Consider the following 16,765-nt stretch of genomic DNA (forward strand, 5'->3'; position numbering starts at 1 on the left):
CCGGGCCTGCAAGGCCCATCATGCACAAGGCGCAGACCGCCGCAGGCCCTCATCACGCATTCAAACGGCTGCTGGCGCCCACTCGTCCCTATTGGGATTCGTCAAACATGGGTTGTGAGAGGCTCCCTTATACCCAGTCCGGGGATCTGGATAGGGCATTCCATAAGCGAATATTTTGGCCTCCGCTGTCTCATTGATCAGCTGCTGACAAACAGATCCATTGCACAGCGCAAAGCTATCTCCTTTGGCCCAAGCCTTCACCTCATAATTCACAACGGTACGCACGAAAAATACAATATCTTCCTGTGACGGCGGCATGGAAGAACAGTTAACACAAAGAAAGCGACCATAATCAGCAGCCAACACCGCAACTGCAATGGAAACGAGGCCCGCAGCCACCACCTTCCGATTGATTTTCTCCATGAGTTACTTTCCATTCAATGATTCGATGATTTTTTTCGACTCAGCACGCCCCAACTTGCGCTGCTCTTCAGAAAGTCCCGATTCAGCCCCATTCAGAAAATTACTCTTGAGCAAGGCCTGCCGTTTTGATTCATCGCGACCCGCCAGATAATGCCATGCGTGTGCATAAGCGTAGGAAAGCGTGGGATCGTAAAGATCGCTGAATACCGCATTCGGACGCTCGGGCACAGGTTTGTTGCCGTACACATCGGAAAGGAGCAGCAGAGCACCGATCTGCCCTTGCTGTGCAGCCACGTTCAACCATGAGACTGCCTGCCCCTGCCACTCTTTGACTCTCGGGTGTTCCAGAGTTTGAGGACCAGTGGATGTACCCCATTTTCCCAGGGGCCCCGCTGTGTAGAAAGCCACCATCGCCTCCAAATCCCCGTCTTTCGCCCAACCGCTCAAAATCTCCGAGCGTAGTTCGTAATCAGCATCTGAAAGGCGGGCACACATCTGGCTTTGGGCATGCACTTTGGAATCCAGAGCGGCAGTTTGAGCCGTCACACCCGAACGGCTCTTTTCTGCCACCGCTGCCTCCCTGTTCAGGTCGGCAGAGGCACAAAAAGAAAGCCCTGCGACGACCTCCTCCTGTATCGGCCGATCTTTTTTACCTTGGCGATATTCAACAACGCCTTGCCAGACAGGACGCACCGGTGTTTTCAAACCGCTTGCAAGCAATTTGGCACTCACCGACGGAGGGGCATTTTTATCCCCTGAATTGAGGTCGCTGGACGAACTGTTCCCTAAATTTTTTTGGGAGGTTTTGCCCAGAGGGGTCGTTTCGGCATATTTACTTGCCGGCAAAACATTCCCCTGCCATCGCACCAAAGCAATGCCCCCTCCAACAATCAATATTGCACCAATGATAAAAAATGCATTAATCTTCATTCGCGTGCAATTTTATTAATAAATAAAAAATGATTGATTTTATTTCGTTCTTGCCGCAATTCACCGTACGTCAATTGCTCGACTTCAGCTTCAATGACAAGGGAATTCAAATCATGCCATTTTTATTTATCCACCATGATGCGATGCCCCATCGATTCATTGCGACTTTTTTGAAGGTGGGCCCAACGCTCTGACTCAACCGCCATCTCCGACACGGAAAGTTGTGGCGTGAAGTGAATCCCGGCACAACTCAAGCTTCTGGCAAATTTCCAAAATCCACAGGAACTGGCGAGTTCTCTCACGACGGTGATGGGAATTTTGTAATTTTGGGCGAGGAAATTCAGCAAGGCTGTGCCGTAGCCCTGACGCCGATACGCGCTGAGAATTTCGACGTCATAGACATAGACACGGTCATTCAAAGGAGAGACTGCATAACAAGCCTCTCCTACCGCCATTCCCTCGCGATTTTTGATCACGACTTTCACATCCGGATTGGGTGCTGTGAACGTCATATAGTAATTTCTTGTCACATCCATGGTGATCTCTGGAACATGAGCGAGGCGCTGACGCGCACGCCAGTTGGACAGTAAATTGATCATTTTTATTCTCCCTATAATTTATTTAAATACCGGAAAAAATTCGAATCCCATCAAGCCCCACGGGCATTTTTCAGAGGGTTCAAAAAAGATAAGCTGGATGACTTTAGCGATTTGCGTTTCGCCCGTACAGGCAATTTGTTGCAAACCGTTTTTTTTATTGAAATCGTTCTGGCTCGATAACCGAAACCACGCAGGTGGGTCATGGGGCGATATTTCGGAATCCTCTCGGCAACGTCCGAGGCAGCCGTGCCACGGAAAGCATCGGCCCTTATCGACTGGTGCCAAGGTTTCCATCACCAGGATGGAGCGCAGAACGTGAGCAGATAGCCGGCGCACCCATCGCAAGGCGCATCAATGCATGACTACCGTCGTTTTTCCCTGAGCCGCAACCCGGAGAAAAGCCGCGCCTATTTCGAAAGGCTAGCGGCCCGCGATCATCTTGAGGCCCAGCCCCAAGAACACCGTGCCGGCCACCCGGTCCAGCCACAGGCCGGCGCGGGGCCGGCGGTTCAGCCAGGCACCGATGGCGCCGGCAAAGTAACCGAGCAGCCCGAACAGCAACGCCGCCTGCAGCGTGAAGACGAGCCCCAGCAGGCCCAGCTGCAGTGCGACGTTGCCTTGCGCAGGCACCACGAACTGCGGCAGGAACGACAGGAAGAACAGCACCACCTTCGGGTTGATCGCATTGGCGAGCATGCCCTTGAAGAACAGGTTCCCGAGCGATTGCGCCGGTGCGCCCGAGGCATCGACGCGGCTGGCGCCGGGGCTGCGCAGCGCCTGAATGCCCAGCCAGATCAGATACGCACCGCCCAGCCACCGCAACCCCGTGAAGGCGACGGGCGACGCGGCGATCAGCGCGCTCACTCCCACCACGGCCAGCAGCGTGTGGCTCAGGCACCCCAGCGCGCAACCCAGGCCGAACACGATGCCCTGCCATCGCCCCCGGGACATGCCCATGCCCAGCACGAGCAGGTTGTCAGGGCCGGGCGTGGCCGTGATGAGCACGGCGGTCAAAAGGAAAGCAAGCAGCTGGGCGAATGTGAGCATCGGGCCATGATATTCGCGCCTCGCCCCTGCCAGCCGGTGGCGGACTGCGCAGGGCTGAGACACCGCCTGCCCACCCAAAAAAAGGCCGCGCTGTGCAGCGCGGCCATGTCACTCGCCAGCGGCGATCACACGTTCATGATCGACACGAGGCGCGTGTTCAAGTGGGCTTCCACCGCTTCGGAACCGCCTTCGGAGCCGTAGCCCGAATCCTTCAGGCCGCCGAAGGGCAGTTCGGCCGCAGGCGCGGCAGGCTGGTTGATCCACAGCATGCCCACTTCCAGGCGCTGCGACAGCAGGTGCGCGTTCTTGAGCGAGCGCGTGAAAGCGTAGCCGGCCAGGCCGAACGGCAGGCGGTTGGCTTCGGCGATGGCGTCTTCGATCTTCTCGAAACCGCGCACCGCGGCCACGGGGCCGAAGGGCTCTTCGTTGAAGATGCGGGCCGACAGCGGCACGTCGTTCAGCACGGTCGGCTGGAAGAAGTTGCCTTCGGTGCCGATGCGTTCGCCGCCGGTGGCCAGTTGCGCGCCCTGCTGCACCGCGTCGGCCATCAGGTCGGCCATGGCGGTGATGCGGCGCGGGTTGGCCAGCGGGCCCATCTGGGTACCGTCGGCCATGCCGTTGCCCACCTTGAGGCCCTGCGCGTGGCGCGACAGCGCGGCCACGAACTCGGCACGGATGCTTTCATGCACCAGGAACCGCGTGGGCGAAATGCACACCTGGCCCGCGTTGCGGAACTTGGCGCCGCCGGCGGCCTTGATGGCCAGTTCGACATCGGCGTCTTCCGCCACGATCACCGGAGCGTGGCCGCCCAGTTCCATGGTCACGCGCTTCATGTGCTTGCCGGCGAGGGCCGCCAATTGCTTGCCCACGGGCGTGGAGCCGGTGAAGGTCACCTTGCGGATGATCGGGTGCGGGATGAGGTAGTTGGAGATTTCGGCCGGATCGCCATAGACCAGGCCCACCGTACCGGCCGGCACGCCCGCGTCCGCGAAAGCGCGGATCAGTTCAGCCGGGCTGGCCGGGGTTTCTTCCGGCGCCTTCACGAGGATCGAGCAGCCGGCCGACAGGGCGGCCGCCAGCTTGCGCACCACCTGGTTGATCGGAAAGTTCCAGGGCGTGAAAGCCGCCACGGGGCCCACGGGGTCCTTCACGACCATCTGGCGCGCGGCCAGGTTGCGGGACGGCACGATGCGGCCGTACACGCGCTGCGATTCGTCGGCGAACCACTCGATGATGTCGGCGGAGGCCATGGTCTCCATGCGGGCCTCGGCCAGGGGCTTGCCCTGCTCCTGCACCATGATCGCGGCGATGGCGTCAGCGCGTTCGCGCATCAGGGCGGCGGCGCGGCGCATGGTCTTGGCGCGGTCCACCGCGGGAATGTCGCGCCAGGCTTCGAAGCCCTTTTGCGCGGCTTCCAGGGCACGGTCCAGGTCGGCCTTGCCGGCATGCGCCACGCGCCCGATCTCCTTGCCGGTGGCGGGGTTGTGCACGGCGATGGACTTGCCGTCGGCGGCGTCCTGCCACTGGCCTGCGATGAAAAGGCGGGTGCTGGGGTAACTCATTGTGTGAATGCTCCTGCTGACTGGATGGGTGAAAAGAAGGGGCGAACCCTGCCGCGGGCGCCGAGGCCGCGCGGCAGCAACGGGCAACTATAGGCCCGTTCGCCCAGGCGTGCAGCCCGTCGGGAGACACCCGCGGCGGCCGTGTGGGAGCAGCCCTCGAAGCCCGCCGCCGCGGCCTTGCACCGGTCAGGGCCGCGCGGCGGCCACCTGCGCCGGGGCATCTCCCCAGCCACCGCCCAGCGCGCGAATGAGCCCCACCGTCGCCGTGTATTGCGCGGTGCGCACCTGCAGCGCCTGGCGGCGGTTGCGCAGTTCGCTGCGGCGCGCGTCCAGCAGTTCGAGCTGGCTCACCAGGCCGTTTCGGTAGCGCGAGTCCGACAGCTGGGTCGCCCGCGCGGCGGCCTGCACGGCGCGGCTCTGGGCTTCGGCCTGGCCTGCCAGCAGGCGCAGTGCGCCCAGTTGGTCCTCCACCTCGCGGAACGCCGTGAGCACCTGGCCGCGGTGCGCTGCCAGTGCGCCTTCCAGCCGGGCGCGGGCGCCCTCTTCCTGCGCGGCGCGCTGGCCGCCGTCGAAGATCGGCAGCGACAGCAGCGCGCCGATGCCCCACGAGCGGGCCGACCACTTGAAGAGGTCGCCCAACTCGGGCGAGGCATAGCCGCCATTGCCGGTCAGCGTGACGGCCGGAAACCAGGCCGCCTGCGCCACGCCCACGCGCGCCTGCGCCGCGAGCACCGAGGCCTGCGCCGCCGACACGTCGGGCCGGCGTGCCAGCACCGTGCCGGGCACGCCGGCGGGAATCACCGGCAGCACGGCTTCGCCAGCCGTGCCTGTACCGGCGGCGGGCGCCACGGTGAAGCCGCTGGCCACATCGCCCACCAGCACCGCCAGGGCGTTGTTCAGCAGCACCTGCTGGCGCTCCAGCGCCAGCGCTTCGGACTCGGTGGCGGCCACTTCCGTCTGCACGCGCGCCACGTCCAGCTCGGCCACGTCGCCGGCCTGGTAGCGCCGCTGCGTGAGGCGCAGCGTGTCGCGGTAGGCGGCCATGCTTTCCTCCAGCAGCGTGCGCTCGGCCTGCACCGAGCGCCATTGCAGATAGGTCTGCGCCACATCGGCCTGCACCATGAGCCGCGTGCTCTGCAGCAGCGCGTCGCGTGCCTGCGCGTCGAGCCGCGCGGCGTCGCTGGCCTGCGACAGGCGACCGAACAGGTCGAGTTCGTACGACACGTTCAGGCCGGCCGTGGCCAACGTGGCCGGCACCGGGCCGCCCGTCGCGGTGTTGGCGCCCGCCTGGCGCGAAACGCCCGTGGACACGCCGACCTGCGGGGCGCGATTGGCATCGGCCGAGCGCAGCAGCGCACGGGCTTCTGCCAGCCGCGCGGCGGCCTCCTGCACGGTGGTGTTGCCGCGGCCGGCACGTTCCACCAGGCCATTCAGCACCGGGTCCTGAAAGCCCAGCCACCATTCGCCGCGCGGCTGCGCTTCGGCAGGGGGTGCCGTGGTCCAGGACCGCGCACCGTCGGCCTCGCTGAACGTGGCCGGCACGGCCACGCCGCCATGCTCGGGTGCGGGGGCGACCGGGCTGCTCATGCAGCCGGCCAGCACCAGGGCTGCGGCCAGCGGCACCAGGCGCGACCAGGACGGCATAAAAATCGACTTCATGGGGGCAGTCATTGCAAGACTCCTTCGCTCGCTCATTCGTCATGCCCGCGTGGCGATGCCAGCACGGGGTGGGCCACGGCGCCGGGACCGGCCCCGGGAGCACCGGACGTACCGGTCAGGGGCGCGGTGTGGCTGCCGTGCTGCTGCAGCGGCCGGTTGCCGGCCAGGCGGCGCAGCACCACGTAGAACACCGGCGTGAGGAACAGGCCGAAGGCCGTCACCCCGATCATTCCGGCGAAAACCGCCACGCCCATGGCGCTGCGCATTTCGGCGCCCGCGCCGGTGGACAGCACCAGCGGCAGCACGCCCATCACGAACGCCAGCGACGTCATCAAGATGGGGCGCAGCCGCAGGCGGCTGGCCTCGATGGCGGCCTGCACCGGCGTGCGGCCGGCAAACTCCAGCTCGCGGGCGAACTCCACGATCAAGATCGCGTTTTTCGCGGACAGCCCCACCAGCACGATGAGCCCGATCTGCGTGAACACGTTGTTGTCGCCGCCGCTCAGCCACACGCCCGTCATCGCGGCCAGCAGGCCCATCGGCACGATCAGGATGATGGCGATGGGCAGCGTCAGGCTCTCGTACTGCGCGGCCAGCACCAGGAACACCAGCAGGATGGCGATGGGGAACACCAGCACGGCGGAATTGCCGGCCAGGATTTCCTGGTAGGTCAGCTCAGTCCATTCGAAGCTGATGCCCTGCGGCAGCGTCTCGGCGGCGATGCGCTCGATGGCGGCCTGCGCCTGGCCCGACGAGAAGCCGGGCGCGGGCCCACCGTTCACATCGGCCGACAGGAAGCCGTTGTAGCGCATGGCGCGCTCGGGGCCGAAGCTGGGTTCGAGCTTCATCAGCGCCGACAGCGGCACCATCTCGCCCGTGGTCGATCGCACCTTGAGCAGGCCCACGTCCTCGGCCCGCGCGCGGTAGGCCGCATCGGCCTGTACACGCACGCTGTACGTGCGGCCGAACTGGTTGAAGTCGTTGGCATACAGGCTGCCCAGGTAGATCTGCAGCGTCTCGAAGATGTCGGTCACCGGCACGCCCAGTTGCCGCGCCTTGGTGCGGTCGATGTTGGCGTACAGCTGCGGCACGTTGACCTGCCAGCTCGTGAACAGGCCCGCGAGTTCCGGCGTCTGGTACGCCTTGCCCATGAAGGACTTCACGGCGGCGTCCATGGCTTCGTAGCCCAGCGAGGCGCGGTCTTCGATCTGCAGCTTGAAGCCGCCCGTGGTGCCCAGGCCCGCCACGGGGGGCGGCGGGAACATGGCGATGAACGCGTCCTGGATGCTGCCGAAAGCCTGGTTCAACTGCCCCGCCACGGCGCCGCCGCTCTGGTCTGCGCGGTGGCGCTCGGCGAAGGGCTTCAGCGTGACGAACACGATGCCGGAGTTGGAGCTGTTGGTGAAGCCGTTGATCGACAGGCCCGGGAAGGCGATGGCGTCTTCCACGTTGGGGTTCTTCTTGACGATCTCGCCCATGCGGCGGATCACGTCTTCGGTGCGGTCCAGCGTGGCGCCGTCGGGCAGCTGCGCGAAGCCCACCAGGTACTGCTTGTCCTGCGCGGGCACGAAGCCGCCCGGCACGATCTTGAACAGGCCCCAGGTGGCTGCCACCAGTGCGGCGTAGATGACCAGCATCAGCGCCTTGCGGCCGATGACGCGCTTGACGCCGCCGCTGTAGGCTTCGGAGCCGCGGTGGAACACGCTGTTGAAGCGGCGAAAGAACCCGCCCAGCACCTTGTCCATGCCGCGCGTCAGAGCGTCTTTCGGCTCATGGTGGCCCTTGAGCAGCAGTGCGCTGAGCGCGGGCGACAGGGTCAGCGAATTGATCGCCGAGATCACCGTGGAGATCGCGATGGTCACCGCGAACTGGCGGTAGAACTGGCCCGTGAGCCCGCTGATGAAGGCCAGCGGCACGAACACCGCCACCAGCACCAGCGCGATGGCGATGATGGGGCCGGACACTTCGCGCATGGCCTGGTACGTTGCCTCGCGCGGGGTCAGGCCCGCCCCGATGTTGCGCTCCACGTTCTCCACCACCACGATGGCGTCGTCCACCACGATGCCGATGGCCAGCACCAGACCGAACAGGCTCAAAGCGTTGATCGAAAAGCCCAGCAAATGCAGCACGGCGAACGTGCCCACCACCGACACCGGCACGGCCAGCAGCGGAATGATGGAGGCGCGCCAGGTCTGAAGGAACAGAATCACCACGACCACCACCAGCGCCACGGCCTCCAGCAAGGTCTGGATGACCGACTTGATCGAGGCGCGCACGAATTGCGTCGGGTCTTAGGCGATGCGGAACTCCACGCCCTCGGGCATGTTCTTTTGCAGCTCGGCCATCGTCTTGCGCACGTTGGCCGAGATGTCCAGCGCGTTGGAGCCCGGCGCCTGGAACACGCCCATGCCCACGGCCGGGTCGTTGTTGAGCAGCGAACGCAGTGAGTAGTCGGCCGCGCCCAGTTCCAGCCGGGCCACGTCGCGCAGGCGCGTCACCGCACCGTCGCTGCCCGTCTTGACGATGATGTCGCCGAACTCCTCTTCCGTCGTGAGGCGCCCTTGCGCGTTGATGGACAACTGCATGTCCACGCCCTTCAAGCCGGGCGACTGGCCCACCACGCCGGCGGCGGCCTGCACGTTCTGGCCACGGATGGCGGCCACCACATCGGCTGCGGACAGGCCGCGCTGCGCGACCTTCTGCGGGTCGAGCCAGGCGCGCATCGAATAGTCGCCGCCGCCGAAGATCTGCACCTGGCCCACGCCGGTGATGCGGGCGAGCCGGTCCTTCACGTTGAGCACGGCGTAGTTGCGCAAATAGTCGATGCCGTAGCGTCCGTTGGGCGAGACCATGTGCACGACCATGGTGAGGTCGGGCGCGCTCTTGACCGTGGTGACGCCCAGGCGGCGCACTTCCTCGGGCAGGCGCGGCTCGGCCTGCGAAACACGGTTTTGCACCAGTTGCTGCGCCTTGTCGGGGTCGGTGCCCAGCGCGAAGGTCACGGTCAGCGTCATCACGCCGTCGGTCGTGGCCTGGCTGCCCATGTAGAGCATGCCTTCCACGCCGTTGATGGATTCCTCCAGCGGCGTGGCCACGGTTTCGGCGATCACCTTGGGGTTTGCGCCCGGATACTGGGCGCGCACCACCACGGAAGGCGGTGCGACCTCGGGGTATTCCGAGATCGGCAGCGCGCGCAGCGCGATCAGCCCGGACAGGAAGATGAGCACCGACAGCACCCCGGCAAAAATCGGGCGGTCGATGAAAAAGCGGGAGAGATTCATGGCGTTCTTTCTTGGCGCTCCGCGATCACGCTGCGGGCTGCTTCACGGCGGTGCGGGCCTGCTGGGCCCCGTCGCCGCCCAGTTCGGCCTTGGCGGTCATGGGGACGTCTTGCGGGGCGACCTGGGCACCGGGGCGCACGCGCTGCAGGCCGTTCACCACGATGCGCTCGCCGGCCTTCAGGCCCGAGGTGACGACCCGCAGGCCGTTCACCGGCGCGCCGAGCTGCACTTCGCGGTATTCGGCCTTGTTGCCTTCGCCCACCACCATCACGTACTTCTTGTTCTGGTCGGTGCCCACGGCGCGCTCGTTGATGAGCACGGCCTGGGTGTTCTTCACCTGGCCCATGCGAATGCGCGCGAACTGGCCTGGAATGAGCACGCCGTCGGCGTTGTCGAACACGGCGCGCACGCGCACGGTGCCGCTGCGGGTATCGACCTGGTTGTCGATCAGTTGCAGGTGCCCGGTGTGCGGCGTGCCGCCCGCCGTGCCCGTGCCCATCTGCACCGGAATGCTCTCGATGAGCGTGCGTGCGCTCTTGCCCGAGCGCAGGCCTTCCAGCGCCTTGGCCACGATCTGCTCGTCGGCGTCGAAGCTCGCGTAGATAGGGCTGACCGACACCAGCGTGGTCAGAATCGGCGCACCCGCGCCAGCGGCCACCAGGTTGCCCACCGTCACTTCGATACGGCCCACGCGGCCGGACACCGGGGCACGCACTTGCGTGTACCCCAGGTTCAGGCGCGCCGTCTGCAGTGCGGCTTGCGCGGCACGCAGGTTGGCATCGGCCTCTCGCTGGGCGTTCACGCGCTCGTCGTGCTCGCGCTGGGCGATGGCACGCTCTTCCCACAGGCGGGTGGCACGCTCCATCTCGCTGCGGGTGTAGGAAACGCGGGCCTGCGCGGCGACGACCTGCGCTTCGGTGCGGTCCACTTCGGCCGCATAGGGCGCGGGGTCCACGGTGACGAGCAGGTCGCCCTGCTTGACCAGCGAGCCTTCACGAAAGTGCACCGCCTGGACGGCGCCGCCCACGCGGGGGCGGATGTCCACGCGCTGCACGGCTTCCAGCCGGCCCGAGAATTCATCCCACAGGGCGATCTCCTGCTGCAGCACGGCTGCCACCGACACCGGCACGGCAGGCGGCGCGGCCTGGGGGTTGGGGGATTCGGCATGCGATGGTTGCAATCCGAAGACGGCACCGCCAGCGGCGGCGACGGCGGCTGCAGCGCCGGCGGCAGCCCACCAGCGGCGACGGGAAGGCATGGATTGTTGCGGGTTCATGGTGGAAGTCCTCCGGGTTTGTTCAAACGGCAAAAACGTGAAATCGATCGGGCAAAGCACGCCCCTTCCGGCACGCAATGGCCAGAAAAAGCAGGAAACAACGGGATGCCGCTGCAAACGGCGATGCGCAGCATCGAACCTCAACCACCGTTGAGGTCAATGCGCGCCGCGGTCAGCCGTCAGCAGCGGTCAGTAGGCAATGGGCAATCAGCGGGTGTTCAGGACGGTGCGGTCCATCGGGTGGCCTCGAAGAAAAGGCGGAACTGCGCCTGGACCTCTGGCGCACAGGGGCACTGGCCATTGCCGGACTGCAGCAGCGCGTCGGGCCATTGGTTTGCCTTGGTGAACACGTGCCGCGTGACCTCAAGCCCGGCGGCCTGCAACCGGGCGGCGTAGGCCAGCGCCTCGTCGCGCATGGGGTCGTCATCGCCCACCAGAACCAGGGTGTGCGGCAAACCTGCCAGGCGCTGGGCCATCGCGGGAACCGCATAGGGATGCTCGGCATCGCGGGTGCAGCGCAGGAACTGCAGCCACCCGTCGGCCCACTTGCAGGCCGTGGACTCGCCCATCGCCGCGCGCACCGAAGGCGTGCCGCCGCAGGGATCGAGCATGGGAGAGAGAAGGATTTGCCCCGCCAGCGGAGGATGGGCCTGGTCGCGCGCCATCAACGCCACACCGGCGGCCAGATTGCCGCCCGCCTCTTCGCCGGCCACATACACGCTGGCGCCGGGACCGGCCAGGCGGGTGCGATGCTTGTGCACCCACTTGAGCACGGCGTACCCTGCATCCACCGGCTGGGGGAAAGGATGGTCGGGCGAGAGCGGGTACGCGACCGAAACCACGAGCGCGCCGGCACGCTCCAGCAGTTGGCCGACCGTGCAGCCGTTGTCCAGATCGCCCGCCACGAAGGCGCCGCCATGAAAATGCACCACCAGCGGCAGTGTTTCTTTCGGCTTCTTGCGGCCATACATGCGCACGGTCACCTCCTGCCCCTTGGCCACCTCAATGGTGGTGTCGGTGCAGGAGGACGATGGGAGCGATGTAGGTTGGGTGCTGGACATGGCGGTGACCGGACAAGACCGGGTGATGTGAAATGTAGCGACGCGACCGCCCACAATAAATCCGCCAAACGCCACAGCTCTGTTTCCGATTGCACAACAATCGGCGGCGTCGGCCCGTGTGAAAATTCCCTGGCCCCATTCGGGGCCAGAGAGAGAAGGAGAACCCATGGACCAGATCCAGGCCATGCGGATATTCGCGAGGGTGGTGGAGGCCGGCACCTTCACGCGCGCTGCCGATTCATTGCAATTGCCCAAGGCCACCATCACCAAGCACGTTCAGGCGCTGGAGGCGCGGCTGCGCGTGAAGCTGCTCAATCGCACCACGCGCCGCGTGACCGTGACCGCCGACGGCGCGGCCTACTACGACCGCACCGTGCGCCTGCTGGCCGACTTCGACGACATCGAGGCCAGCATGACGCACGCGCGCGCCACGCCGAGCGGCCGTCTCAGGGTGGACGTGGGCTCGTCGGTGGCGCGGCTGCTCATCATTCCGCGGCTCGAAGAGTTCCAGGCGCGCTTTCCCGACATCCAGATCGACCTGGGCGTGAGCGACCGGCCGGTGGACCTGATCGGCGACAACGTCGATTGCGTGATCCGCGGTGGCGAGCTGACCGACCAGTCGCTGGTGGCGCGCCGCATCGGCAACCTGGACTTCGTGACCGTCGCTGCGCCGTCGTACCTGGAGCGCCACGGCACGCCCGGCCACCCGCTGGATCTGGAAACCGACCACAAGAGCGTGATCTATTTCTCGCCCCTGTCCACGCGCCGCTACCCGCTGGAGTTCGTGCGCGACGGAAAGATGATCGAGATCACCGGCCCCTCGCAACTGGCGGTGAACGAATCCAACGCCTACTCGGCCGCGCTGGTCGCGGGGCGCGGCGTGGGCCAGATCACGCTGTTCCAGGCGGCCCGCCTGATGGAGCGCGGCAGCCTGGTGCGGATACTGCCCGACTGGCACATTCCGCCCATTCCGGTCTATGTGGTGTACCCGCCCAACCGGCACCTGAGCGCCAAGGTGCGGGCCTTCGTGGACTGGGCAGCGGAACTGTTCGCGAACGAAAAGCACATGCAGCGGTGAGGGCGGCCCGCCGCCCTCATGGAACCCTTTTTTCCGCCCCGAATCAATTGCTACATTATTGATAGCACAATCCCCTAGTGGAATATGCGCTGGAGCCTTTTTTCATGCAGACCCCTGCCGTGCCGCACCAGGCCGGCCACGCGGGCCGTATGCTTGCCGCCATGACTGAATCCGAAGTCCCTGAAGCCAGCGAACCCCGCGAGCCCGCCAACCCCATTGCGTCCAGTGCGTCCGGCGAAGCACCCTCCAGCTCTCCCGCACCGGGCACGCAGCCGGCCCGGCAACCGCGCAACCCGCTGCACGGCCTCACCCTCGAAGCCATCGTGGTCGCGCTGCACGACCACTACGGCTGGGAGGGACTGGCCGACCGCGTGGCGCTGCGCTGCTTTCAAAGCGACCCCAGCGTGGCGTCGAGCCTGAAGTTCCTGCGCAAGACGCCCTGGGCGCGCGAGAAGGTAGAGAGCCTGTACCTCTTCATGCTGCGCGAGCAAAAGCGCCAGCGCGGCGGCCAAAGCTGATCGCGGCCGGCACGGCGATGCAGCGCAGGCCCGTTGCCTGACAGGCGCGGCGCCCCGCCCCGATTCGTTCACGTTCACGTTCACGTTCACGCCGCACGGCAGCAGTTCACGCGCCTCGGCGGCGCATTCGTCGCAATCGGCTCGCAGCGAAAAGCCCGGGTGGGCACATTGGAGGCACGGAAGGCAGCACGCCGTTCCGCCCCTTCAAACCGCCCCTGAGGAGCCTTTCATGCCGACCCTTTTGAACCGTTCAGGCCAGACGCCTTTTCGCACCGCCTTCGCCCTCTATGCCCTGTGTGCCGTTGCAGCCGCTTCGGCGGCAGTGGCGCAGGTGCCACCCTTGCCCCCAGCGCATGTGGCCACCGGCACCGCCGCGGTGGCATCGGTGCCGATGAAGGATGCGGCCAACGCCAACGCAGGCCGCACGCGCGACGAGGTGGTGGCGGAGCTGCTCTGCGCCTGCGCCTCGGGGGAGCTGGATTTCATGGCCATGCAGTCCCACGGCCTGCCGAGCCCGCCCGTGAACCGCGCCGTGCCCGAATGCGATGCACTGGCGCAAACGGCCGTGGCCGGCGGCGCCGCGGCACCTTGACCCGGCGCGGCGGTTGGAAGACGCCCAGGCGCTGCGGCGCAGCAGGCTTCAGCCCGGCACCGGCAGGAGGAAATCGCGGCTGATGCCCGCGCCCAGTTCGTTCACGCGGTCCAGGAACTGCGTGAGGTAGGCATGCAAGCCCGTGGACAGAATCTCGTCGATGCGGCCATAGCGCAGGTCGGCCAGCAGCCGGCCCGCCTTGCGCTGGGTTTCGGACGACTGGTCGTTGGCGACGACCGCCAGGTTCTCGCCCACCTCGTGCAGGCTGGCATGCAGCGAGCGCGGCATGTCACGGCGCAGGATGAGCAGGTCGGCCACGCGCTCGGGCGTGATGACGTCGCGGTACACGCGGCGGTACACCTCGAAGGCCGACACGCTGCGCAGGATCGCGCTCCAGTGGTAGAAGTCGAACTCCTGCGGCGCGGCGCGGCTGCGGTCGCGCGTCACCGAGCCGTGAAAGTCGCTCTGCACCGCGTGGAACTTCACGTCCAGCAGCCGGGCGGTGTTGTCCGAGCGCTCCAGGAACGTGCCCAGCCGCAGGAAGTGGAACGCTTCGTCCTGCAGCATGGTGCCCAGCGTCACGCCGCGCGACAGGTGCGAGCGGTATTTGACCCACTCGAAGAACTGGCCCGGATCGCGCTCGAACAAGTTGCCTTCCAACTGGCGGTGCAGTTCCAGCCAGGTCTGGTTCTGGGTTTCCCACACCTCGGTGGTGAGCGAGCCGCGCACGGCGCGCGCATTCTCGCGCGCGGCACGCAGGCACGAGAGGATGGAGGACGGGTTGTCGCCATCGCGCACCATGAACTCCAGCACCCCTTCGCGCGTGACCTCACCGTGCCGCGCGGTATAGGCCGGAATCAATTCGCTGATCGACAGCAGGCCCAGCCAGCTTTCCTGCGCCACGGCGGCGGACTGCGGCAACAGCGACGTTTCGTAGCTCACGTTGAGCATGCGGGCGGTGTTTTCTGCCCGCTCGGTGTAGCGGGACATCCAGAACAAATGATCGGCGGTGCGGCTCAGCATGCGCTCTCCTCGGGCAGAAAACCCCGCACGCGCTGCGCGCACTCGCGGTGTGTTGATGAAAGCCCGCCTGCGGCGGTCTTTTCTGCCCGCTCGGTGTAGCGGGACATCCAGAACAAATGATCGGCAGTGCGGCTCAGCATGCGCTCTCCCCAACAGAAACTTCACGAACCACCTGCAAATGCGTGCAATGGCGCAATGCACGGAAATATCGAAGGGCCTGCGTCTTCATGCAACGCTCCCTTCTTCCCCGAGCACCCAGGTGTCCTTGGTGCCCCCCCCTTGCGATGAATTCACGACGAGCGATCCTTCCTTGAGGGCCACGCGGGTCAGGCCGCCGGCCGCCATCTGCACCTTCTGCCCGCTCAGAACGAAGGGGCGCAGATCGATATGGCGCGGTGCGATGCCCGACTCCACGTAGGTCGGGCAGCTGGACAGCGACAGCGTGGGCTGGGCGATGTAGCCGGACGGGTTGGCCAGCACGGCCGCGCGGAAGTCTTCGATCTCGGCCTTGGTGGCGGCCGGTCCGATGAGCATGCCGTAGCCGCCGGCGCCGTGTACTTCCTTCACGACGAGTTCGTGCAGGTGGTCGAGCACGTAAGCCAGATCGTCGGGCTTGCGGCAAACCCAGGTGGGCACGTTGGCGAGAATGGGCTCTTCGCCCAGGTAGAAGCGGATCATGTCGGGAACGTAGGGGTACACCGACTTGTCGTCGGCGATCCCCGTGCCCACGGCATTGCAGATCGTGACGTTGCCCGCGCGGTAGGCGTTCATGAGGCCCGCGCAGCCCAACGTGGAGGTGGAGCGGAACACCTTGGGGTCGAGAAAATCGTCGTCCACGCGGCGGTAGATCACGTCCACGCGCTGCAGGCCGCGCGTGGTGCGCATGTAGACGAAGTCGTCCTTGACCACCAGGTCCTGCCCTTCGACCAGTTCGACGCCCATCTGCTGGGCGAGGAAGGCATGCTCGAAGTAGGCGCTGTTGTACATGCCGGGCGTGAGCACCACCACCGTCGGCTGCGCCGTGGCGGCCGGGGCGCTGGCGCGAAGGGTGTCCAGCAGCAGATCGGGATAGTGGGCCACGGGCGCCACGCGGTGCGTGCGGAACAGCTCGGGAAACAGCCGCATCATCATCTTGCGGTTTTCCAGCATGTACGACACGCCCGAAGGCACGCGCAGGTTGTCTTCGAGCACGTAGTAGATGCCGTTGCCGCTGGCGTCCGGGGCGCGGACGATGTCGATGCCCGCGATGTGCGCGTACAGGTCGCGCGGCACATCGACGCCGGCCATCTCGGGCCGGTACTGGGCGTTTTTCAGGATCAGGTCGGAGGGGACGATGCCCGCGTGCAGGATGTCCTGGCCGTGGTACACGTCGTGGATGAAACGGTTCAGCGCCGTCACGCGCTGCACCAGCCCCTGCTGCATGCGCGCCCACTCGTGCGCGGGAATGATGCGGGGGATGAGGTCGAAGGGAATGAGCCGCTCGGTGCCCGCGCCATCCTCGTCCTTGGCGCCGTACACCGCGAAGGTGATGCCCACGCGGCGGAAAATCATTTCGGCTTCGGCGCGGCGCGCCTGCATCGCATCGGCCGGCTGGGCCGACAGCCACTGGCCGTAGCGCTTGTAGTGGGGGCGCACGTCGCTGCCGTCGAACGGCAGCATCGTGTACATCTCATCGAACTTCTGCATAACTGGTGCCTCCTGCAACCAGCATAGCAA

13 protein-coding genes and 2 pseudogenes are annotated in these 16,765 nt (G+C 65.8%); 3 read left to right on the forward strand and 12 right to left on the reverse strand.

Translation table 11 applies throughout. The features are described 5' to 3' along the window. Window positions 1-60 precede the first annotated feature (60 nt). The 9 genes and pseudogenes from AVHM3334_RS11350 to AVHM3334_RS11390 form a co-directional block, all read right to left on the reverse strand. Window positions 61-423, reverse strand: a complete 363-nt coding sequence (locus tag AVHM3334_RS11350; protein ID WP_284412340.1) for a hypothetical protein — start codon at window positions 421-423, stop codon at window positions 61-63. Between the two features lie 3 nt (window positions 424-426). Then, on the reverse strand, window positions 427-1,353 hold the full coding sequence (locus AVHM3334_RS11355; RefSeq protein ID WP_284412341.1) for a hypothetical protein: 927 nt from the start codon (window positions 1,351-1,353) through the stop codon (window positions 427-429). A gap of 122 nt (window positions 1,354-1,475) precedes the next feature. Next, window positions 1,476-1,952: a GNAT family N-acetyltransferase gene (locus AVHM3334_RS11360; RefSeq protein WP_284412342.1), complete on the reverse strand. Its 477-nt coding sequence runs from the start codon at window positions 1,950-1,952 to the stop codon at window positions 1,476-1,478. Between the two features lie 420 nt (window positions 1,953-2,372). Further along, the gene (locus AVHM3334_RS11365; protein ID WP_284412343.1) at window positions 2,373-2,999 is read right to left on the reverse strand and encodes a LysE family translocator; all 627 of its coding nucleotides are present in this window, start codon (window positions 2,997-2,999) and stop codon (window positions 2,373-2,375) included. A gap of 125 nt (window positions 3,000-3,124) precedes the next feature. After that, window positions 3,125-4,561, reverse strand: a complete 1,437-nt coding sequence (locus tag AVHM3334_RS11370) for an NAD-dependent succinate-semialdehyde dehydrogenase (RefSeq protein ID WP_284412344.1) — start codon at window positions 4,559-4,561, stop codon at window positions 3,125-3,127. A 186-nt stretch (window positions 4,562-4,747) separates the two neighbouring features. Further along, window positions 4,748-6,220 (reverse strand): efflux transporter outer membrane subunit, encoded by a 1,473-nt coding sequence (locus tag AVHM3334_RS11375; protein WP_284412346.1) that lies wholly within the window; start codon window positions 6,218-6,220, stop codon window positions 4,748-4,750. Window positions 6,221-6,252: 32 nt separating this feature from the next. Beyond that, window positions 6,253-9,501, reverse strand: a pseudogene (locus tag AVHM3334_RS11380) (efflux RND transporter permease subunit). Between the two features lie 25 nt (window positions 9,502-9,526). After that, window positions 9,527-10,777, reverse strand: a complete 1,251-nt coding sequence (locus AVHM3334_RS11385) for an efflux RND transporter periplasmic adaptor subunit (RefSeq protein ID WP_284412347.1) — start codon at window positions 10,775-10,777, stop codon at window positions 9,527-9,529. A gap of 218 nt (window positions 10,778-10,995) precedes the next feature. After that, window positions 10,996-11,838, reverse strand: a complete 843-nt coding sequence (locus tag AVHM3334_RS11390) for an alpha/beta hydrolase (RefSeq protein WP_284412349.1) — start codon at window positions 11,836-11,838, stop codon at window positions 10,996-10,998. A gap of 166 nt (window positions 11,839-12,004) precedes the next feature. On the opposite strand from AVHM3334_RS11390, the gene AVHM3334_RS11395 reads away from it, so the two are divergent. The 3 genes from AVHM3334_RS11395 to AVHM3334_RS11405 all read left to right on the forward strand — a co-directional run bounded on the left by AVHM3334_RS11395 (window position 12,005) and on the right by AVHM3334_RS11405 (window position 14,026). Then, the gene (locus AVHM3334_RS11395) at window positions 12,005-12,916 is read left to right on the forward strand and encodes a LysR family transcriptional regulator (RefSeq protein WP_284412351.1); all 912 of its coding nucleotides are present in this window, start codon (window positions 12,005-12,007) and stop codon (window positions 12,914-12,916) included. Window positions 12,917-13,077: 161 nt separating this feature from the next. Beyond that, a complete protein-coding gene (locus AVHM3334_RS24040) occupies window positions 13,078-13,434 on the forward strand; it encodes a VF530 family protein (RefSeq protein WP_502869894.1) in 357 nt (118 codons plus the stop codon). Between the two features lie 229 nt (window positions 13,435-13,663). Beyond that, entirely contained in the window at window positions 13,664-14,026 is a 363-nt protein-coding gene (locus tag AVHM3334_RS11405; protein WP_284412353.1) for a DUF4148 domain-containing protein, read from the forward strand. A 48-nt stretch (window positions 14,027-14,074) separates the two neighbouring features. On the opposite strand, the gene AVHM3334_RS11410 is transcribed toward AVHM3334_RS11405, so the two are convergent. The 3 genes and pseudogenes from AVHM3334_RS11410 to AVHM3334_RS11415 all read right to left on the reverse strand — a co-directional run bounded on the left by AVHM3334_RS11410 (window position 14,075) and on the right by AVHM3334_RS11415 (window position 16,735). Beyond that, the gene (locus AVHM3334_RS11410; protein ID WP_284412355.1) at window positions 14,075-15,049 is read right to left on the reverse strand and encodes an alpha-E domain-containing protein; all 975 of its coding nucleotides are present in this window, start codon (window positions 15,047-15,049) and stop codon (window positions 14,075-14,077) included. A gap of 71 nt (window positions 15,050-15,120) precedes the next feature. Further along, window positions 15,121-15,189, reverse strand: a pseudogene (locus tag AVHM3334_RS24045) (alpha-E domain-containing protein); the annotation flags it as partial. An 85-nt stretch (window positions 15,190-15,274) separates the two neighbouring features. Then, entirely contained in the window at window positions 15,275-16,735 is a 1,461-nt protein-coding gene (locus tag AVHM3334_RS11415; protein WP_284412357.1) for a circularly permuted type 2 ATP-grasp protein, read from the reverse strand. Window positions 16,736-16,765: the final 30 nt, after the last annotated feature.

Source organism: Acidovorax sp. SUPP3334 (assembly GCF_030159055.1).
Classification (GTDB): Bacteria; Pseudomonadota; Gammaproteobacteria; order Burkholderiales; family Burkholderiaceae_C; genus Paracidovorax.

Coding starts and splice junctions, on each gene's coding strand:
- AVHM3334_RS11350 (WP_284412340.1), bottom strand. CDS start 423: ATGGAGAAAATCAATCGGAAGGTGGTGGCTGCGGGCCTCGTTTCCATT.
- AVHM3334_RS11355 (WP_284412341.1), bottom strand. CDS start 1,353: ATGAAGATTAATGCATTTTTTATCATTGGTGCAATATTGATTGTTGGA.
- AVHM3334_RS11360 (WP_284412342.1), bottom strand. CDS start 1,952: ATGATCAATTTACTGTCCAACTGGCGTGCGCGTCAGCGCCTCGCTCAT.
- AVHM3334_RS11365 (WP_284412343.1), bottom strand. CDS start 2,999: ATGCTCACATTCGCCCAGCTGCTTGCTTTCCTTTTGACCGCCGTGCTC.
- AVHM3334_RS11370 (WP_284412344.1), bottom strand. CDS start 4,561: ATGAGTTACCCCAGCACCCGCCTTTTCATCGCAGGCCAGTGGCAGGAC.
- AVHM3334_RS11375 (WP_284412346.1), bottom strand. CDS start 6,220: ATGAAGTCGATTTTTATGCCGTCCTGGTCGCGCCTGGTGCCGCTGGCC.
- AVHM3334_RS11385 (WP_284412347.1), bottom strand. CDS start 10,777: ATGAACCCGCAACAATCCATGCCTTCCCGTCGCCGCTGGTGGGCTGCC.
- AVHM3334_RS11390 (WP_284412349.1), bottom strand. CDS start 11,838: ATGTCCAGCACCCAACCTACATCGCTCCCATCGTCCTCCTGCACCGAC.
- AVHM3334_RS11395 (WP_284412351.1), top strand. CDS start 12,005: ATGGACCAGATCCAGGCCATGCGGATATTCGCGAGGGTGGTGGAGGCC.
- AVHM3334_RS24040 (WP_502869894.1), top strand. CDS start 13,078: ATGACTGAATCCGAAGTCCCTGAAGCCAGCGAACCCCGCGAGCCCGCC.
- AVHM3334_RS11405 (WP_284412353.1), top strand. CDS start 13,664: ATGCCGACCCTTTTGAACCGTTCAGGCCAGACGCCTTTTCGCACCGCC.
- AVHM3334_RS11410 (WP_284412355.1), bottom strand. CDS start 15,049: ATGCTGAGCCGCACCGCCGATCATTTGTTCTGGATGTCCCGCTACACC.
- AVHM3334_RS11415 (WP_284412357.1), bottom strand. CDS start 16,735: ATGCAGAAGTTCGATGAGATGTACACGATGCTGCCGTTCGACGGCAGC.